Origin of the sequence: Mesorhizobium sp. M0088 (assembly GCF_040322895.1) — a bacterium.
In the GTDB taxonomy this organism is placed as follows: domain Bacteria; phylum Pseudomonadota; class Alphaproteobacteria; order Rhizobiales; family Rhizobiaceae; genus Mesorhizobium.
Genome location: NZ_JAMYUI010000003.1, coordinates 151,189 through 167,778, shown reverse-complemented (window position 1 = coordinate 167,778; position 16,590 = coordinate 151,189). Strand labels below are relative to the sequence as shown.

Genomic DNA, 16,590 nt, shown 5'->3' with positions numbered 1-16,590 from the left:
CCCTTTCAACCGATGCCCTTGACAGGGCAGGGGTGCGCACTTCATTTCGGCTTTGATCAACCGGCCCGGATTTAATGCTTCAGACAACCACCAAACCACCTCTGACGATCCGGCTCTGCCAGCCGCGCGGTTTCTGCGCCGGTGTCGACCGTGCCATCCAGATCGTCGTGCTGGCGCTGAAGAAATATGGCGCGCCGGTCTATGTCCGCCATGAGATCGTGCACAACCGCTACGTCGTCGAGGGGCTGCAAAGCCTTGGCGCCGTCTTCATCGAGGAACTCTCCGAGATACCGGCCGAACATCGGCAGTCGCCCGTCGTGTTCTCGGCGCATGGCGTGCCGAAATCGGTGCCGGCGGATGCGAAGGCGCGCAATCTCTTCTATCTCGATGCCACCTGCCCGCTGGTGTCGAAGGTCCACAAGCAGGCGATGCGCCATCAGCGGCTCGGCCGCCATGTGCTGTTGATTGGTCACGCCGGTCATCCCGAAGTGATCGGCACCATGGGCCAACTGCCGGACGGAGCGGTGACGCTGATCGAAACCGAAGCCGATGCCGCAAAGCTCTCGCCCGCCGATCCGCAGGCGCTCGGCTTCGTTACCCAGACCACATTGTCTGTCGAGGACACCGCCGGCATCATCCGCGCCTTGCAGGATCGCTTTCCGGCGCTGCAGGCACCAGCGGCGGAATCGATCTGCTATGCCACCACCAACCGCCAGGAAGCCGTCAAGGACACCGCGCCGGGCGCCGATCTCTATCTGATCGTCGGCGCGCCGAATTCCTCCAATTCGCGACGACTTGTCGAAGTCGCGGAGCGTGCAGGCGCCACCATGTCGCTTCTCGTGCAGCGCGCCGCCGAGATTCCGTGGAATGACATCGGCAACATCTCGACGCTTGGCCTGTCGGCCGGCGCGTCGGCGCCCGAAATCATCGTCGACGAGATCATCGACGCGTTCCGGCAACGCTTCGATGTCACGATCGATCTTGCCATCACGGCCACGGAAACCGAGGATTTTCCAGTCATGCGGGTCCTGCGCGATGTCGAACTGACGCGGGCCGACATGGCCTTCGTCAATGGAGCCGCGTAAGGCACATGGCGGTCTACACCGACGTTGCGGAAGGCGAACTCGGCGCATTCCTGAAGCACTATCCGGTCGGCGATCTCCTGTCCTACAAGGGCATCGCCGAAGGCACCGAGAACTCGAACTTTCTGCTGCACACCTCCAGCGGCTCCTACATCCTGACGCTCTATGAGAAGCGCGTCGAGAAGGCGGATCTGCCGTTTTTCCTCGGGCTGATGGGCCATCTCGCCAACAAGGGCGTGTCCTGCCCGCTGCCGGTGACCGCGCATGACGGCAGCGTCATCGGCACGCTCGCCGGCCGGCCGGCGGTCATCATCACCTTCCTGGAAGGGCTTTCGTTGCGGCGGCCCACAGCAACGCATTGTGCCGAGGTCGGCAAGGCATTGGCGCAGTTGCATCTGGCCGGTGCCGATTTTTCGATGACGCGTCCGAATGCCCTGGCCATCGACGGCTGGCGCAAGCTCTGGGATGCAGCGCGCGATCGCGCAGACGAGGTCGAGCCGGGCCTAGCGGCCGAGGTCGATGCCGACTTTGCCGATTTCGAGCGCAACTGGCCCAAAGACCTGCCGCAAGGCATCATCCATGCCGATCTTTTCCCGGACAACGTCTTCTTCCTCGGCGAAAAGCTCTCCGGCCTGATCGATTTCTATTTCGCTTGCGACGACCTCTACGCCTACGATGTCGCCACCTGTCTCAACGCCTGGTGCTTCGAGAAAGATTTTTCCTTCAATCTCACCAAGGGCAAGGCGCTGCTCGCCGGCTACCAGAGCGTCCGGCCCCTGAGCGACCAGGAAAAGGCTGCGCTGCCGGTGCTGGCGCGCGGTTCGGCGTTGCGCTTCATGCTGACCCGGCTGTACGACTGGCTGACCGTCCCCGATGGCGGGCTGGTGATGAAGCGCGATCCGACCGAATACATCAGAAGGATGCGGTTCCACCGGGCGATCAAATCTCCTTCGGAATATGGATTGGCCTGATATGGGGTATCATGAGCAAACTGGTTGAGATCTTCACCGACGGCGCCTGTTCGGGCAATCCCGGCCCTGGCGGCTGGGGCGCGATCCTGCGCTTCAACGGCACCACCAAGGAGCTTTCCGGCGGCGAAGCCGAGACGACCAACAACCGCATGGAACTGTTGGCCGCCATTTCGGCGCTGAACGCGCTGAAGGAGCCGTGCACGGTCGACCTTCACACCGACAGCAAGTATGTCATGGACGGTATTTCCAAGTGGATCCACGGCTGGAAGAAGAACGGCTGGAAGACCGCCGACAAGAAGCCTGTGAAGAACGGTGAACTTTGGCAGGCGCTCGACGAGGCCAACAAGCGCCACAAGGTCACCTGGAACTGGGTCAAGGGCCATGACGGTCATGTCGAGAACGAGCGCGCCGACGAGCTTGCGCGCGAAGGCATGGCGCCGTTCAAGAAAGGTCCGTTCAAGCCTGCAGCAGCGGCAAAGCCTGCTGCGCCGGCCAAACAACCGGCAATCGCGAAAGTGCGGCGCTCTACCCAGAGCTATTGATTTCCGGAGCGGCGCGGCTCTCAGGTACGAAGAAGCGGATCAGCCGGCGGGGGTGGCAACTACTACGATATCGGCGCGCACCGCGTTATCTACTGCGGCTGGCGATCGACTGGCCAGCGCAGTTGTAGACCCTTATCGGATCAGCAGCGCCGTGCCCCAAAGCCCAAGTGCGAACACGGTGTGCGACACCAGATTCAGCGCCCGGATCAGCATCGGGTTGGGCCGCTTCGAGGCCGCCCAGCCGGCGCCCATGCCGGGTGCCAGCAGGAACCAGCCGGCGCCGACGGTGACGATGCCGAGGATGAAGGCCGGCAGGAATGTCGGCGCGGCAAGCCAGCCCGCTCCGGCCAGCACCACCAGGATGATGCCGTAGACGATGCCGACAAAATAGTGAAAGGCCCAACCCAGCGCCTTTTCATGCACGTACGGTGCGGCACCGCCGATATCGTCGTGGAAGACCTTGTCACGGAGATGCCAGACCCAGCGACCGACCGGCCCCCAGTTCGGCCGTGGCTGGCCGAACGCCTTGTGCAGGAAGATGGCCCAGAGATCCATCAGGACGGTGGCGCCGATGCCGATCGCGATAGCGCGCCAGAACATGTTAAACATCGCTAGAATCCCCCCAAACGCAAGCCCTGGGCTACAAGCGCGATCGTCGTTCCACACCCGACGCCGCGCTGAACTTCAGAGCTGTCCCAGAATATGAGCCGCGCCGGACTCGTCGACACCAGGCTTGGTCTCGACATTGAGCGCGGTGACCTTGCCGTCGTCGACGATCATCGAAAACCGCTTCGAACGCAGCCCCATGCCGCTGGCGGAAAGGTCATTGTCGAGGCCTACCGCCTTGGCGAAATCGCCACTGCCGTCGGCGAGGAACATGATCTTGCCCTCACCGCCGGTGAAGTGCGCCCAGGCGCCCATGACATGGACGTCGTTGACCGAAACGACGGCGATGGTGTCGACGCCGCGCGCCAGGATGGCATCGTGGTTTTCGAGATAACCCGGCAAATGGTTGTTGCTGCAGGTCGGTGTGAAGGCGCCGGGAACCCCAAACAGCACGACCTTCTTGCCCGAGAAAATCTCGGCCCCGGTGATCGGCTTGGCGCCATCGGCGGTCATCGTCTTGAAGGTCACGTCAGGCAGCTTGTCGCCAACGGAAATGGTCATGGATTCCTCGCTTGGGAAAATGGGGAAGGACGTGTCTTTGCCTAGCGAACCCAACGGCTTCCTGCAACCGTTGGGGTGGGCTGGATCAAGGGAAAGGCAGAACCCCTTCGACCGCGCCCGCCGAACTCGTCAGCGTATAGTGAAGCCCGCCATCGGTCGGCGTCGTCGAGGGGCGATCGAGGATCGGCACGGTGAAGATCAGCTTGCCGTCCTTTTCGCTGCGGGCAGGGGTGCCGAACATGTAGTCCCGCTCGCCGGCGACGAAGAAATCCGCCGCCTCCGGATCGCCGGGAAAGCTCGCCTCGACAATCAGCGTCTCGTGGTCGCCCGGCAGCACAGCGATGCCGAAATCGGACCTCGCGGGCGCTGGTAGCGCCGCGAAACTCGCCTTCACCAGCGCTGCGTCCTCGGCATTGTCCGGATCGGAGGCCGGGTCGACGGTCAGCCGCGTCTGCACCGGGATGCAGATCGTTTCGCAGATGCCGAGAAAGATGTCGGCATCGATCAACGCCGGCTGGTTCGGCGCCGCCAGCGTGAATGTCACCGGCAGAGAAACCGGATAGTTGTAGCCTGCCCATTTGCCATAGCCGTCGTCATGGCGCTGCGGCGCCGGAAACGATAGCGCTGCGTCGGCGATGTTGGTGCTGGCTGAAATGTCGAGTTGCGGTGGCACGCCCGCGTCGCCCGGATCGCGCCAATATGTCTTCCAGCCGGGCTTGAGCGCTATGTCGAGAACGCCCTGGATGCGGCCGGTGTCGTCGGCTTTGCCTGATGTCACCAGCCGGACCTTGCCGCCTTCGCTGTTGTACCACGCCGATGAGGAGGCGGCGGCGGGAAGAGCGGTTGCCGATCCGATGGCGGCGCCGAGCAGCAGGATTTTCAAGCTTCGCATGGCGGTGATTTGATCGTCCGTTCGTGGCCGCGCAATGATTTCATGGCCTTGCCGGTATCATATTTGCGTGACTTCGAGGGAGAAGAATGTTCGAGCCGCCGCCACAGGCTTTGGTCGAATCCAGCACGGCGCATCTTTTCGGCGCTTTGGAAACGCGTTACGCTCCCTTCATGGACTTGTTGCGCCACAAGAAGACGGTCGCCAGTCGCGGCTTTCTCGACGATCAGTTCCTGATTGCCATGCCCGGCATGAAGGACGACCGTTTCACGCGCTCGGTCATCTATGTCTGCGCACATTCCGATGAAGGCGCCATGGGCCTGATCATCAACCAGACGCAGCAGATGCTGTTTCCGGACTTGCTCGTGCAACTGGGCATCATGAACGAGCAGGAGGCGATCCGCTTGCCGGCTCAGGCCCGCGATTTCGTCGTGCGCAATGGCGGCCCCGTGGACCGCAGCCGGGGCTTCGTCCTGCATTCGGGAGACTATCGGGTGGAATCGTCGCTGACCGTTTCCGACGACATCTGCCTGACGGCGACCGTCGACATATTGCGCGCCATATCGTCCGGCCGCGGGCCTCGTCATGCGCTGATGGCGCTCGGCTATTCCGGCTGGGGCGCCGGCCAGCTGGAGACCGAGATCGCCGAAAATGGCTGGCTGACCTGTCCGGCCAATGCCGAGCTTCTGTTCGACACCGATATCGAGCGCAAATACGACCGGATCCTCGCCTCGATCGGTATCGACCTTGCGCATCTCAGCCTGGCGGCCGGACACGCCTAAACCCCATCAGCCTCATCGCGGAGCCCGTTTCGAAACTCGCTCTGGAGAGTCATATGGTGGTGTTTTCGAGAACCGGAGCGCAGCGGACATTCGGGTCCGTGAGCACCGGAAGCGCAGAAAACGCCGTCAGATGGCCGCCAGAGCAGAGTTTCCAAACGGGCTCTCACGCTTGCGTCAGCGGATACTGCTCTTTTAGCGTCTTCAGCACCTGGTCGCCCGGCATCGGGGCGCCGAACATGAAGCTCTGCACATATTCGCAGCCCATCTGACGCAGTTCCAGCGCATCGCTTTCGTCCGAAATGCCCTCAGCGACGACGGACAGGCCGAGCTCATGCGCCATGTTGACCATCGATTTCAGCAGCACCGCGCGCTTGGGCGTGTTGTCGTCGACGAAGCTCTTGTCGATCTTGATGGTGTCGAAGGGGAAACGCGTCAGGTAGGCCAGTGAGGAGTAGCCGGTGCCGAAATCGTCCAGCGACAGGCCGATGCCGAGCTGCTTCAGCTTGGTCAGCACATGGGCGGTCTGCTCGGGATTGTCCATCACAAGCGATTCGGTGAGCTCCAGCCGGAAGCAGCGCGGCTTCAGATTGGCCCGCGCGATGACCGAGCGGACGTCACTGACCAGGTCGCGGCGGATCAACTGGCGGCTGGACAAATTGACCGAGACCGACAGCGGCGCGTCGCCGATCTGTTTTTGCCAGCTGGCGAGATCTTCCGCCGCCTGCTGCATGGCAAACAGGCCGAGCTGCACGATAAGACCGCAGCTTTCGGCTACCGGGATGAAATCCGCCGGCGGGATCATGCCGCGGCGCGGGTGGTCCCAGCGCAGCAGCGCCTCGAAGCCGGCGACACTGCCGTCCTCGAGCCGCACGATCGGCTGGTAGGCAAGCGTGAATTCGCGCCGCTCGATGGCGCGGCGCAGGTCGGATTCGAACTGCAGCCTGTCGGTGCCGACAGTGCGGAAAGCCGGGCGGAACGGCTCGATCCTGTCGCCGCCGAAGCGCTTGGCCTGATGCATGGCAAGCTCGGCGTCCTTGACCATGTCCTCGGCCGACATCTGCGGCGAATTCCAGGTGATCAGTCCGATCGACGCGGTCAGCACGATCTCGCGCTTGGCGAAGGTGATCGGGTTGTTGATGGCATGCTTTATGGCATCAGCGACCGCAGCGATGCGGGCCGGGTCCTGTTCGGACAGCAGCATCAGAGCGAACTGATCGCCGGCAAAGCGCGACAGCGAATCTTTCGGCTTAAGCAACCGGTGCAGGCGGCGCGCGATGGTCAAAAGAATGGTGTCGCCGGCCGAGATGCCGAGCCCGTCATTGACCTGCTTGAAACGGTCGATGTCGATGACGAAGACGGTCGGACGCACCTTCTCTTCGGTGCGCGCGATCGAGATGATCGCTTCCAGCCGGTTCATCAAAAGTTCGCGGTTCGGCAGGCCGGTCAGATTGTCGTGCACGGCGTCGTGCAGCAGCCTTTCCTCGGACTTTTTCTGCTCAGTCACGTCGACCATGGTGCCGACGCAGCGGATGACTTCGCCGTCCGAGCCGATGACCGGGCGTGCGCGCAGTGAAAACCAGTGATAGTGGCCGTCGGCGCCGCGCAGGCGGAAATTCTGCGACACCCGGCCGCGCCGGTGTTCGAGCACTACGTCGAGCGTCGTGCGGAACGTGTCGCGGTCGTCGGCATGCAGCACCGGCAGCCAGTTGCGGGCCGCGCCGCCAAGGCTGTTCGGTGCCAGGCCGAGCTGGATGCTGACATCGGGCTTGGTGACGACGCGGTCGCGCAGCACGTCCCAATCCCACACCGTGTCGCCCGATCCGGCCACCGCCAGCGCCTGCCGCTCGAGGTCGGAGAACAGGCCCTGATGCAGCGCGCCGCCGGCAAAAGCATGCTGCATGACGGTGAAGCCGATCAGAAGGATGATCAGGATCAGCCCCCCGCCCAGGGCCGGCTGGGCAATGTCGTTGTCGAGCATGCCGGTGATCGCCATCCACGATCCGCATAGCCACAACAGCACCATGACCCAACTGGGCACCAGCATGATGGCACGGTCGTAGCCGCGTATGCCGAGGAAGATGATCAGGCCAAGCCCGGTCAGTGCGGTTGCGGCGAAGGACAGCCTGGCGATGCCGGCGGCGACCGCCGGATCGACGATCGCGACCCCGGCGATCAGCACCAGCCCGAGGATCCAGACCAGCGCGCCGTAACTGAAATGGCCGTGCCATCGGTTGAGGTTGAGATAGGCGAACAGGAACACCACGAAGGTTCCAGCCAGCGCCACCTCCGTTCCCGCCCGCCACATCTGCTCATTGCCGGGCGAGATCTCGATGACCTTGTTGAGGAAGCCAAAATCGACACAGATATAGGCCAGTACCGCCCAGGCAAGTGCGGCGGTCGCGGGGAACATCGAGGTTCCCTTGACCACGAAAAGAATGGTGAGGAACAGCGCCAGCAAGCCTGCGATACCGATGACGATGCCGCGAAACAGCGTGTAGGAATTGACCGAGTCCTTGTAGGATTCCGGATCCCAGAGGTAGACCTGCGGCAGCTTCGGCGAGGCCAGTTCGGCGATGAAGGTGATCACCGTGCCGGGGTTCAGCGTCACCCGGAAAACGTCGGCATCGGGGCTGGTCTGGCGGTCGAGCGCGAAGCCTTCGCTGGGCGTGATGGCGGCGATGCGGGTCGAGCCGAGATCCGGCCAGAAGATGCCGGAATTCACCAGGCGGAAATGCGGTGCGACGATCAGCCGGTCGAGTTGCTGGTCGGTGGTGTTGGCGAGCGCGAAAACAGCCCAGTCGCCGGTCGAACGTGCATCATTGGCCTCGACCTCGATGCGCCGCACGATACCGTCCGGACCCGGCGCGGTCGACACCTGGAAATTCTCACCCTGGTTCCGGTAGATCTCGACGGCGCCGGAAAGGTCGAGCGCGACGTCGTCGCGGGCGATCTTGATCGGCTCCACGGCGAAGGCCGACGATGCCGCCCACAGCGTCAGGAGTGTCGCGAGGACAAAGGCGAACAGCGACCCGTTTCGCAGGAAATTCGTCAAAAATCAGTCCTTCGTTCCAACGCCCGGCGGATCGTCCGCGATCCGGGCGTAGAGGTAGTGGTCCTGCCAGATGCCGTTGATCCTGAGATAGGATCGCAGCAGTCCTTCGCGCCGAAATCCGGCTTTTTCAAGCACGCGGATCGACCTGATATTGTCGGGAATACAGGCCGCTTCGATCCGGTGCAACCTCAGCGTATCGAAGGCGAAGCGGGCCACCACCTTGACCGCGTCGGTCATCAGGCCGCGGCCGCCGAAGCGCTCGCCGATCCAGTAGCCGACATGGCCGCTTTGCGAGACGCCATGGCGTATGTTGCCGAGCGTGATGCCGCCAGCAAGCTTGCCGCTGCTCTTCTCGAAGATGAAGAAGGCGATCGCGGTTCCTTGCGCATAGTCCTCGCGGTAGCGGCTGATGCGCAGCCGCCATGCGTTGCGGTCGAGTTCATCGGGAGTCCAGCGTGGCTCCCAGGGTTCGAGGAAGGCGCGGCTTTCGCCGCGCACCACCGCCCACTCGCGGTAGTCGTTGGTGAACGGCACGCGCAGCGTGACGCGGTCGCCTTTCAGCGCCGGCAGGTCGCGGCGAAAGAAAGGGAGCGCGAACACGACGCTTCGAGGGGCTTAGACGGCGAGCTTACGGGCCGCGGTCTGCGTGCCTGCGAGCGATTCGAGGATCGCCTCGTATGGCGCCAGTGTGCCCACAGGCCCGACAGCGGTAAGCGTCGGCTTGGTCGAGAACAAACGCGACGATAGATCGGTCAGCCGCTCGACCGTCAGCGCCGACAGCCGTTCCATCAGTTCCTCCTTGGCGATCGGCCGGCCGAACAGGAGCAGCTGCCGTGCGATCTGCGAAGCGCGGCTGGCCGGGCTTTCGGCTGACATGATCAGTCCGGCGCGATATTGGGCGCGCGCCCGGTCGAGTTCTTCCTGCAGGATTTTCTCGCCGGCCTTCTGCAGTTCGTCGATAATGACAGGCACCAGTTCGGCGATGTCGCTCTGGCCGGTCGCGGCATGGACGCCGAAGACGCCGGTGTCGGAAAAGCCCCAATGGAAGGCATAGACCGAATAACACAGGCCGCGCTTCTCGCGGACCTCCTGGAACAGGCGCGACGACATGCCACCGCCGAGGATCATCGAGAGCACCTGCGAGGCATAGAAGTCGCGCACATGATAGGCCCGGCCTTCGAACCCCAGCACGATCTGCGCGTCCATCAGGTCGCGGTCCTCGCGAAAATCGCCGCCGACATATTGCGCATATTGCGGGATGGTGCTGTCGGCCTTGCTGCGGAAGCCGCCGAGCTGCTTTTCGACCTCGCGCACGAAATTGTCATGCTTGATGTCGCCGGCGGCGACAATCACCATGCGCTCGGCGCCATATTGCCGCTCGATGAAGTCGTGGAGTTGCTTGGAGGTGAAGGATTTGACCGTTTCGGGCGTGCCGAGAATGGAGCGTCCAATCGTCTGATGGCGATAGGCGGTTTCCGTGAAGCGGTCGAAGACGATATCGTCGGGGGTGTCGTGCGCGGCGCCGATCTCCTGCAGGATCACATGCTGTTCGCGCTCGAGTTCCTGCGGGTCGAATTCGGACTCCTGCAGGATGTCGGCAAGAATGTCGACGGCCAGCGGCACGTCGTCGGAGAGCACCCTGGCATAGTAGGAAGTGGTTTCGACGCTGGTGGCGGCGTTGATCTCGCCGCCGACGTCCTCGATCTCCGAGGCGATTTCGAAGGCGCTCCGCCTTTTCGTGCCCTTGAACGCCATGTGCTCGAGCAGATGGGCCATGCCATGCTCGTCCTCACGTTCATTGCGGGCACCCGACTTGACCCAGGCACCAAGGGCAACCGATTCGATGCTTTGAAGGGTTTCGGTGGCGACTGTCAGGCCGTTCGACAGACGGCTTACCTCAACACCCATATGGCTAGTACTCCTTAACGCGCCGCCCGCGCGCGGCGGCCGACATAATCTTCCACCATTTTCAGGTCGGAGGGAAGTACCGTGTATTTTTCCTCCGATGTCATCAACCCACCTAGCCACGCGGGCAGTGCGGGCGACACGCCGCTGGCGGCTTCGACGGCGGCCGGAAATTTTGCCGGGTGCGCAGTACCCAGCACCACCATCGGCACGGCGCCTGACGCCTTGCCCGCAGCGACATGCACAGCTGCCGCGGTGTGCGGATCGAGCAGATAGTTGCTGCCCACGAGCGTCGAGCGGATGGTGGCGGCGACCTCGTCCATATCAGCCCGGCCGGCGTCGAATTCCGACCGCATCCCGGCGATTTGCTGGGGTTCGATGGTGAAAGCGCCGGACTGCTTCAGACCGTCCATGTAGCGCCGCACGGTCGCCGCGTCACGGCCGGAGGCCTCGAACAGCAGGCGTTCGAAATTGGACGACACCTGGATATCCATCGACGGCGACGTGGTCGCAAAGACACCCTTGGTGCGGTATTCGCCGGTCGAAAAGGTGCGCGCCAGAATGTCGTTGTCGTTGGTGGCGATGACCAGCCGCTCGATCGGCAAGCCCATCTTCTTGGCGGCGTAGCCGGCGAAGATATCGCCGAAATTGCCGGTCGGCACGGTGAAGGAGACCGGCCTGTCCGGCGCGCCGAGCGACAGCGCCGAGGAGAAATAATAGACGATCTGGGCCATGATCCGGGCCCAGTTGATCGAATTGACGCCCGAAAGCGCAACCCGGTCGCGGAAGCCGTGATCGTTGAACATGTCCTTGAGCAGGCCCTGGCAATCGTCGAAATTGCCTTCGATCGCCAACGCATGGACGTTTGCAGCCGTCGACGTCGTCATCTGCCGCTGCTGCACCGGCGAGACGCGGCCATGCGGGAAAAGGATGAAGATGTCGGTCCGGCTGCGACCGGCAAAGGCATCGATGGCCGCCCCGCCGGTATCGCCCGAGGTCGCCCCGACGATGGTGGCGTGCTGGTCGCGTTCGGCAAGCACATGGTCCATCAGCCGGGCCAGAAGCTGCATTGCCACGTCCTTGAAGGCGAGCGTCGGCCCGTGGAAGAGTTCCAGGATGAAGGTGTTGGGGCCGGTCTGCACCAGCGGGCAGACGGCCTCGTGGCGGAAGGTGGCATAGGCTTCGCGCACCAGCCGCTCGAAAACGGGGGCCGGGATTTCGTCGCCAAGGAATGGCGACAGTACGCGGATGGCAAGGTCGGGATAGGCAAGGCCGCGCATGGCGCGGATCTCGGCGGCGGAAAACTGTGGCCACTCGCGCGGCACGTAGAGCCCGCCGTCGCGCGCCAGCCCGGCCAGCACGGCGTCGGAAAATCCAAGAACGGGGGCTTCCCCGCGGGTACTCACATAGTGCATGTCACAATTCCGTTACTGCTTGGCTTTTCCATCCACCGCAAGGTGGTTAATTTCTGCGCTGGCTCAGTCGCATTTTTGCCGCGCGGTTGATATACGTCACCAGCTTTGCGAGAGGGAAGTGCAGTTTCATGGCGTTTCGTACATTCAGTGGTCGCTTTTTGGCGGGTCTTGCGCTCACCGGCTTTATGCTTGCCGCCGCCGGCTGCCAATCGGGCGACAATGGCATCCTGAACCTCGGCATAGGCAAGAAGGAGGACCCGACGGCGCCACCGCCGCCCCAAGATCCCAAGATACTGGCCAGCCAGTTGCAGGCCTATTGCCCTCGGGTGACGGTGCGCGACGGCACGGCTTTCTTCAATACCTATTCCAAGGAAGCTCAGAAGCCCAAGCCCAGGATCAAGAAGACCGGCGACGCCGCGCAGGATGCCGCGGCCCAGGCCGACGCTGACGCCGCTGCTGCAACTCCGCCCGACGAATCGGCCAACATCATCTACCAGGCATCGGTCAGCGACGTGACACGCGACTGCAGCCGTGCCAACGGCCAGTTGACGATGAAGATCGCGGTCGCCGGCAAGATTGTCCCCGGACCGAAGTTTTCTCCAGGCACCATCACCATGCCGATCCGAACGGCTGTGATGCATGGCACCGAGGTCCTCTACTCGCAGCTCCACCAGTATCAGGTCCAGGTCACCGATCCTTCGGTTGCCACGCAGTTCGTCTTCACCGATTCCAATGTCGTCGTGCCCGAGCCGACGGCGCAGGATTATCAGGCCTTTGCCGGCTATGACGAAACCGCGCATCAGGCAACGGCCGACAAGCCGAAGAAGACCCGCCGCAAGAGGGCTGCCGCGACGAACTAGGTCTCGGCAGTTGCATGAGGCGTGCGTCGCGGCGCACGCTTCTCAGGCGTCCGACCATTCCGACAGCGCCGCGATCACGCTTTTCAGCTCCGCCCAGCGGCGGATCACCGTCTCGGCGCCGGCCTCGGTGAGCGCGTCGGCATGGCCGGGATAGCTGTGGGCGGCCCCGGTGAAGCCGATCACCCGCATGCCCGCCGCCCTTGCGCCGTGGACGCCGTGCACGGAATCCTCGATGACGAAAGTGTTCGCCGGGTTGGCGTTGAGTTTCTCCGCCGCGAACAGGAACACGTCCGGCGCCGGTTTCGTTTTCCCGGTCGGTGTTTCCATCGCCGAAAAAATCCGGTCAGCGAAAAACGGCAAAAGATGCACCTTCTCCAGCATGAATTCGATCCGCTCGGAGCGTGAATTCGAGCAGACGCAGCGCGGCACGGTTACCGCGGCAACGGCCTCGCGCGCGCCATCGATGGCGCGGACGTCGCTGCGCAGTTTGCGGTCGACCAATTGTTCCTCCCTGTCGATCAGAGAGGCCTGGAAGGGGATGCGGGACTTTTCCTCGACCCGCAGCATGATGTCCTTGAAGGTCAGGCCGGCATAGCTCTCCGAAATCTCCTCAGCCGATATCTCGTATCCTGCCAAGGTCAAAAGCTCAGCGTCGACACGGGCGGCGATGATCTCGGAATCGACGAGCACGCCGTCGCAATCGAAGATGACAAGGTCTGGCTGGGGCATGGTGATCCGGACAATGGGAGGGCGAAGTGGCCTCGGAAGGCTCAGGCGGCGCGGCATACACCAACAGGGCCGCCTTCGCAAATTCGCCCCACCCGTCCCTTGGCCTTCACGGAATATTTACGCTGATCGGTAACCATAACCAGGAGTAAACAGTAACGCGTGCCCTGGGTGTCAGAATGTCTGCCGTGCGTCTTCTCGACGAGCTATCCCACGCTCCCCAGCAATCCGAATGGCTGGACACGATCCTCAAGGGCGACTGCGTCGCCGCGCTCGACCGGCTGCCCGAAAAGTCGATCGACGTCATCTTCGCCGATCCGCCCTACAATCTGCAGCTCGACGGCGACCTGCACCGCCCCGATCAGTCGAAGGTCGACGCCGTCGACGACGACTGGGACCAGTTCGAGAGTTTCGAGGCCTATGACGCTTTCACGCGGGCCTGGCTGCTGGCGGCGCGCCGGGTGCTGAAACCCAACGGCACCATCTGGGTCATCGGCTCCTATCACAACATCTTCCGTGTCGGCGCCAAGATGCAGGATCTCGGCTTCTGGATCCTCAACGACGTGGTCTGGCGCAAGACCAACCCGATGCCGAATTTCCGCGGCCGCCGCTTCCAGAACGCGCATGAGACGATGATCTGGGCTACGCGCGACCAGAAGGGCAAGGGGTACACTTTCAACTACGAAGCGATGAAGGCGTCCAACGACGACATCCAGATGCGCTCCGACTGGCTGTTTCCGATCTGCACCGGCGGCGAGCGGCTGAAGAACGACAATGGCGACAAGCTGCACCCGACGCAGAAGCCGGAAGCGCTGCTTGCCCGCATCATGATGGCCTCGACCAAACCGGGTGACATCGTGCTCGATCCCTTTTTCGGCTCCGGCACCACGGGCGCGGTGGCCAAGCGTCTCGGCCGCCATTTCGTCGGCATCGAACGCGAGCAGGCCTATATCGACGCCGCCAACGAACGCATCGACGCGGTGCGGCCACTGGATGGCGCCGATCTCACCGTGCTGACCGGCAAGCGCGCCGAGCCGCGCGTTGCTTTCGTCAGCCTGATCGACACCGGCCTGATGATGCCGGGTGCGACGCTCTACGACGCCAAGAAGCGCTGGGCCGCCAAGGTGCGCGCCGACGGTACTGTGGCGATCGGCGACAGCGCCGGTTCGATCCACAAGATCGGCGCCGAAGTGCAGGGGTTGGACGCCTGCAACGGCTGGACCTTCTGGCATTATGAGCGCAGCGGCGGCCTGACCCCGATCGACGAGTTGCGCCGCATCGCGCGGCTCGGCATGGAGCGGGCAGGGGCCTGAACCCCTGCCAATTGCTTCGAATGCCGTTGGTTCAAAGGCTCAACGGATCGCGCGAAGTGATTCAAATCACGCCTTGATTCCGAGACGTTCGAGGTCTGCTTGAAGCGCCTTTGCATCGGTGAACAGCACCGACTGCCAGCCGGCCGCCTTGGCGCCGTCGACATTCTTCTGGCTGTCATCGATGAACAGCGTCGCGGCCGGTTCGAGGCCGAATGCGGCGACGTGGTGATCGTAAATGCCGCGATCGGGCTTGATCAGGCCGATTTCGCCCGAGATGGTGACACCGCGCGGGCGATTGAGGAAATCGAAGCGCTCGCGGGCTTCGGCCAGTGTGTCGCTGGCGAAGTTGGTCAGCATGGTCACGTCGTGGCCGCTCTCGATCAGACCGACCATGATGGCGACACTGTCGTCATAGGCATGTGGAACCATCTCGTGCCAGTGGCGGCGGAACCCGCGGATGTTTTCCGCGTGATCGGGATGGTCCGCGATCAGCAGCGCCTCGGCCTCTTCCCAGGTCCGGCCGCGATCCTGCTCGATGTTCCAATCATGCGTGCAGACATTGTCGAAAAACCACTTTCTCTCTTCGGCATCCGGAATAAGGCGGCTGAACGGAATGTTGGGATCGTAGTGGATCAGCACTCTGCCGATGTCGAAAACGATGTGGCGTATTTCAGTCATGGGGCCTCTTTGCACTGTGTGGCGACGGCTTTTTCGTCGCGCCGGGTATCGCAGCCTCGATTGCCTTTTTCATGACAGTCGGCAGCGCCTCGCCGGAAATCTCGTGAGCGAGCGACCAGAAATGCCCGTCTGGCGCATCACCTTTGATGTGAGCGTGAAAGACTTCGAGTTCGAGAGCGAAATGCGTGAAGACATGCGCAATGCGGCCCGCATGCCGCCAGTCGGCGGGAAACGGCGCGGCCGCTTCCGTGGTTGCCCCATCGATCCGCGCGGTCCAACCCGTCGTCGGCACCTCGGTCATGCCGCCGAGCAAACCCTTCTCCGCCCGTTTGCGCAGAAGGATGGCGCCGTCGGCCCGCACGGCGACAAAGGCCGCGCCGTGCCGCTGCGGCTTGTCGGCCTTGGGCAGGCGCACCGGGAAGTGCTCGGGATCGCCTGAAACGACCGCGCTGCAGTCTTCGCGCAGCGGGCACAGCATGCAGCGCGGCCGGCGTGGCGTGCAGATGGTGGCGCCGAGATCCATCATCGCCTGGGCGAAGTCGCCAGGCCTTGTCCCGGGCACCATGCGCTCGACATGGGCACGGATTTCGGGCTTGGCTTCGCTCAGCGGGGTTGCGATCGAAAACAGCCGGGAAATGACGCGTTCGACATTGCCGTCGACAACGGCGGCGGGACGGTCGAAGGCAATCGCCGTGATGGCCGCCGACGTATAGGCGCCGATGCCTGGCAGTTCTCTCAAAGCCGTTTCCGTGTCGGGAAACCGGCCGCCACGCGCGGCCACAAGATCGGCACAGGCCTTGAGATTGCGGGCGCGGGAGTAATAGCCGAGCCCGGCCCAGGCCTTCATCACATCCTCCGCCGGCGCCGCGGCCAGCGCCCCGACATCGGGCCATTTCTCGACGAAAATCCGGAAATAGGCCTTCACCGCTTCGACGGTGGTCTGCTGCAGCATGACCTCGGAGAGCCAGATACGGTAGGGATCAGGCCGCACGCCGCGCGCATGCTCACGAGGCGTGATGCGCCACGGCAATTCACGGTGATGCACGTCGTACCAGCCTAGCAGGCGGGACGCGATATGCCCGGATGCAGCTCTGCTGCTGTCCCCGGATGTGGCTTTGCCACTATCCCAGGATACGGTCTTGCGGGTCTGGTCTGCTGGTGCCATTGATCTGTATCGGCCTGGCCGGTATCTGCTGGGGTCTTGGCTG

Annotated in this window: 16 protein-coding genes; 6 read left to right on the top strand and 10 right to left on the bottom strand. The window is 63.2% G+C overall.

All coding sequences use genetic code 11. The features are described 5' to 3' along the window. The first annotated feature begins 74 nt into the window (after positions 1 to 74). The 3 genes from ispH to rnhA are packed head-to-tail and all read left to right on the top strand — an operon-like array spanning position 75 to position 2,595. Positions 75 to 1,085: a 4-hydroxy-3-methylbut-2-enyl diphosphate reductase gene (gene ispH, locus NKJ67_RS05075; RefSeq protein WP_023808604.1), complete on the top strand. Its 1,011-nt coding sequence runs from the start codon at positions 75 to 77 to the stop codon at positions 1,083 to 1,085. 5 nt (positions 1,086 to 1,090) lie between these two features. After that, entirely contained in the window at positions 1,091 to 2,053 is a 963-nt protein-coding gene (locus tag NKJ67_RS05070; protein ID WP_352580709.1) for a homoserine kinase, read from the top strand. Between the two features lie 11 nt (positions 2,054 to 2,064). Beyond that, on the top strand, positions 2,065 to 2,595 hold the full coding sequence (gene rnhA, locus NKJ67_RS05065; protein ID WP_127270020.1) for a ribonuclease HI: 531 nt from the start codon (positions 2,065 to 2,067) through the stop codon (positions 2,593 to 2,595). 132 nt (positions 2,596 to 2,727) lie between these two features. Here the strand turns inward: rnhA and NKJ67_RS05060 are convergent, their stop codons facing one another. From NKJ67_RS05060 to NKJ67_RS05050, 3 genes are all read right to left on the bottom strand, one after another. Further along, complete coding sequence (locus NKJ67_RS05060) at positions 2,728 to 3,204, bottom strand: DUF2938 domain-containing protein (RefSeq protein WP_352580708.1); 477 nt, start codon at positions 3,202 to 3,204, stop codon at positions 2,728 to 2,730. A gap of 75 nt (positions 3,205 to 3,279) precedes the next feature. Beyond that, positions 3,280 to 3,762 carry a peroxiredoxin gene (locus NKJ67_RS05055; protein WP_127398996.1) on the bottom strand — a complete coding sequence of 161 codons (483 nt, stop codon included), beginning with the start codon at positions 3,760 to 3,762 and terminating at the stop codon, positions 3,280 to 3,282. 85 nt (positions 3,763 to 3,847) lie between these two features. Next, positions 3,848 to 4,654 carry a protein-disulfide reductase DsbD domain-containing protein gene (locus NKJ67_RS05050; protein ID WP_127270313.1) on the bottom strand — a complete coding sequence of 269 codons (807 nt, stop codon included), beginning with the start codon at positions 4,652 to 4,654 and terminating at the stop codon, positions 3,848 to 3,850. 170 nt (positions 4,655 to 4,824) lie between these two features. On the opposite strand from NKJ67_RS05050, the gene NKJ67_RS05045 reads away from it, so the two are divergent. Continuing rightward, the gene (locus NKJ67_RS05045) at positions 4,825 to 5,433 is read left to right on the top strand and encodes a YqgE/AlgH family protein (protein ID WP_023808594.1); all 609 of its coding nucleotides are present in this window, start codon (positions 4,825 to 4,827) and stop codon (positions 5,431 to 5,433) included. 163 nt (positions 5,434 to 5,596) lie between these two features. Here the strand turns inward: NKJ67_RS05045 and NKJ67_RS05040 are convergent, their stop codons facing one another. From NKJ67_RS05040 to thrC, 4 genes are read right to left on the bottom strand one after another with little or no spacing between them, the layout of a single operon-like run. Further along, entirely contained in the window at positions 5,597 to 8,485 is a 2,889-nt protein-coding gene (locus tag NKJ67_RS05040) for an EAL domain-containing protein (protein ID WP_127270311.1), read from the bottom strand. A gap of 3 nt (positions 8,486 to 8,488) precedes the next feature. After that, complete coding sequence (locus NKJ67_RS05035) at positions 8,489 to 9,085, bottom strand: GNAT family N-acetyltransferase (protein ID WP_127268573.1); 597 nt, start codon at positions 9,083 to 9,085, stop codon at positions 8,489 to 8,491. A gap of 15 nt (positions 9,086 to 9,100) precedes the next feature. Next, positions 9,101 to 10,393 carry a M16 family metallopeptidase gene (locus tag NKJ67_RS05030; protein WP_127268574.1) on the bottom strand — a complete coding sequence of 431 codons (1,293 nt, stop codon included), beginning with the start codon at positions 10,391 to 10,393 and terminating at the stop codon, positions 9,101 to 9,103. A 14-nt stretch (positions 10,394 to 10,407) separates the two neighbouring features. Then, positions 10,408 to 11,805: a threonine synthase gene (thrC, locus tag NKJ67_RS05025; RefSeq protein ID WP_352580707.1), complete on the bottom strand. Its 1,398-nt coding sequence runs from the start codon at positions 11,803 to 11,805 to the stop codon at positions 10,408 to 10,410. 128 nt (positions 11,806 to 11,933) lie between these two features. Here thrC and NKJ67_RS05020 point away from each other — a divergent pair, with 128 nt between their 5' ends. Then, positions 11,934 to 12,665: a hypothetical protein gene (locus NKJ67_RS05020; protein WP_127395641.1), complete on the top strand. Its 732-nt coding sequence runs from the start codon at positions 11,934 to 11,936 to the stop codon at positions 12,663 to 12,665. A gap of 42 nt (positions 12,666 to 12,707) precedes the next feature. On the opposite strand, the gene NKJ67_RS05015 is transcribed toward NKJ67_RS05020, so the two are convergent. Beyond that, positions 12,708 to 13,394, bottom strand: a complete 687-nt coding sequence (locus tag NKJ67_RS05015) for an HAD family hydrolase (protein ID WP_127268823.1) — start codon at positions 13,392 to 13,394, stop codon at positions 12,708 to 12,710. A 176-nt stretch (positions 13,395 to 13,570) separates the two neighbouring features. On the opposite strand from NKJ67_RS05015, the gene NKJ67_RS05010 reads away from it, so the two are divergent. After that, on the top strand, positions 13,571 to 14,704 hold the full coding sequence (locus tag NKJ67_RS05010) for a site-specific DNA-methyltransferase (protein ID WP_127290830.1): 1,134 nt from the start codon (positions 13,571 to 13,573) through the stop codon (positions 14,702 to 14,704). 66 nt (positions 14,705 to 14,770) lie between these two features. Here the strand turns inward: NKJ67_RS05010 and NKJ67_RS05005 are convergent, their stop codons facing one another. Both NKJ67_RS05005 and mutY read right to left on the bottom strand, forming a co-directional pair. Next, complete coding sequence (locus NKJ67_RS05005) at positions 14,771 to 15,382, bottom strand: HAD family hydrolase (RefSeq protein WP_352580706.1); 612 nt, start codon at positions 15,380 to 15,382, stop codon at positions 14,771 to 14,773. Next, on the bottom strand, positions 15,375 to 16,547 hold the full coding sequence (gene mutY, locus NKJ67_RS05000) for an A/G-specific adenine glycosylase (protein ID WP_352580704.1): 1,173 nt from the start codon (positions 16,545 to 16,547) through the stop codon (positions 15,375 to 15,377). Before mutY ends, NKJ67_RS05005 begins: the two co-directional genes overlap by 8 nt. Between the last annotated feature and the right edge of the window lie 43 nt (positions 16,548 to 16,590).

What these genes read in the sequence shown, in the direction of transcription:
- NKJ67_RS05055 (WP_127398996.1), bottom strand. Translation starts at nt 3,762, where the DNA reads ATGACCATTTCCGTTGGCGACAAGCTGCCTGACGTGACCTTCAAGACG.
- mutY (WP_352580704.1), bottom strand. Translation starts at nt 16,547, where the DNA reads ATGGCACCAGCAGACCAGACCCGCAAGACCGTATCCTGGGATAGTGGC.
- NKJ67_RS05060 (WP_352580708.1), bottom strand. Translation starts at nt 3,204, where the DNA reads ATGTTTAACATGTTCTGGCGCGCTATCGCGATCGGCATCGGCGCCACC.
- NKJ67_RS05045 (WP_023808594.1), top strand. Translation starts at nt 4,825, where the DNA reads ATGGACTTGTTGCGCCACAAGAAGACGGTCGCCAGTCGCGGCTTTCTC.
- thrC (WP_352580707.1), bottom strand. Translation starts at nt 11,805, where the DNA reads ATGCACTATGTGAGTACCCGCGGGGAAGCCCCCGTTCTTGGATTTTCC.
- ispH (WP_023808604.1), top strand. Translation starts at nt 75, where the DNA reads ATGCTTCAGACAACCACCAAACCACCTCTGACGATCCGGCTCTGCCAG.
- rnhA (WP_127270020.1), top strand. Translation starts at nt 2,065, where the DNA reads ATGAGCAAACTGGTTGAGATCTTCACCGACGGCGCCTGTTCGGGCAAT.
- NKJ67_RS05070 (WP_352580709.1), top strand. Translation starts at nt 1,091, where the DNA reads ATGGCGGTCTACACCGACGTTGCGGAAGGCGAACTCGGCGCATTCCTG.
- NKJ67_RS05030 (WP_127268574.1), bottom strand. Translation starts at nt 10,393, where the DNA reads ATGGGTGTTGAGGTAAGCCGTCTGTCGAACGGCCTGACAGTCGCCACC.
- NKJ67_RS05005 (WP_352580706.1), bottom strand. Translation starts at nt 15,382, where the DNA reads ATGACTGAAATACGCCACATCGTTTTCGACATCGGCAGAGTGCTGATC.
- NKJ67_RS05020 (WP_127395641.1), top strand. Translation starts at nt 11,934, where the DNA reads ATGGCGTTTCGTACATTCAGTGGTCGCTTTTTGGCGGGTCTTGCGCTC.
- NKJ67_RS05015 (WP_127268823.1), bottom strand. Translation starts at nt 13,394, where the DNA reads ATGCCCCAGCCAGACCTTGTCATCTTCGATTGCGACGGCGTGCTCGTC.
- NKJ67_RS05050 (WP_127270313.1), bottom strand. Translation starts at nt 4,654, where the DNA reads ATGCGAAGCTTGAAAATCCTGCTGCTCGGCGCCGCCATCGGATCGGCA.
- NKJ67_RS05010 (WP_127290830.1), top strand. Translation starts at nt 13,571, where the DNA reads ATGTCTGCCGTGCGTCTTCTCGACGAGCTATCCCACGCTCCCCAGCAA.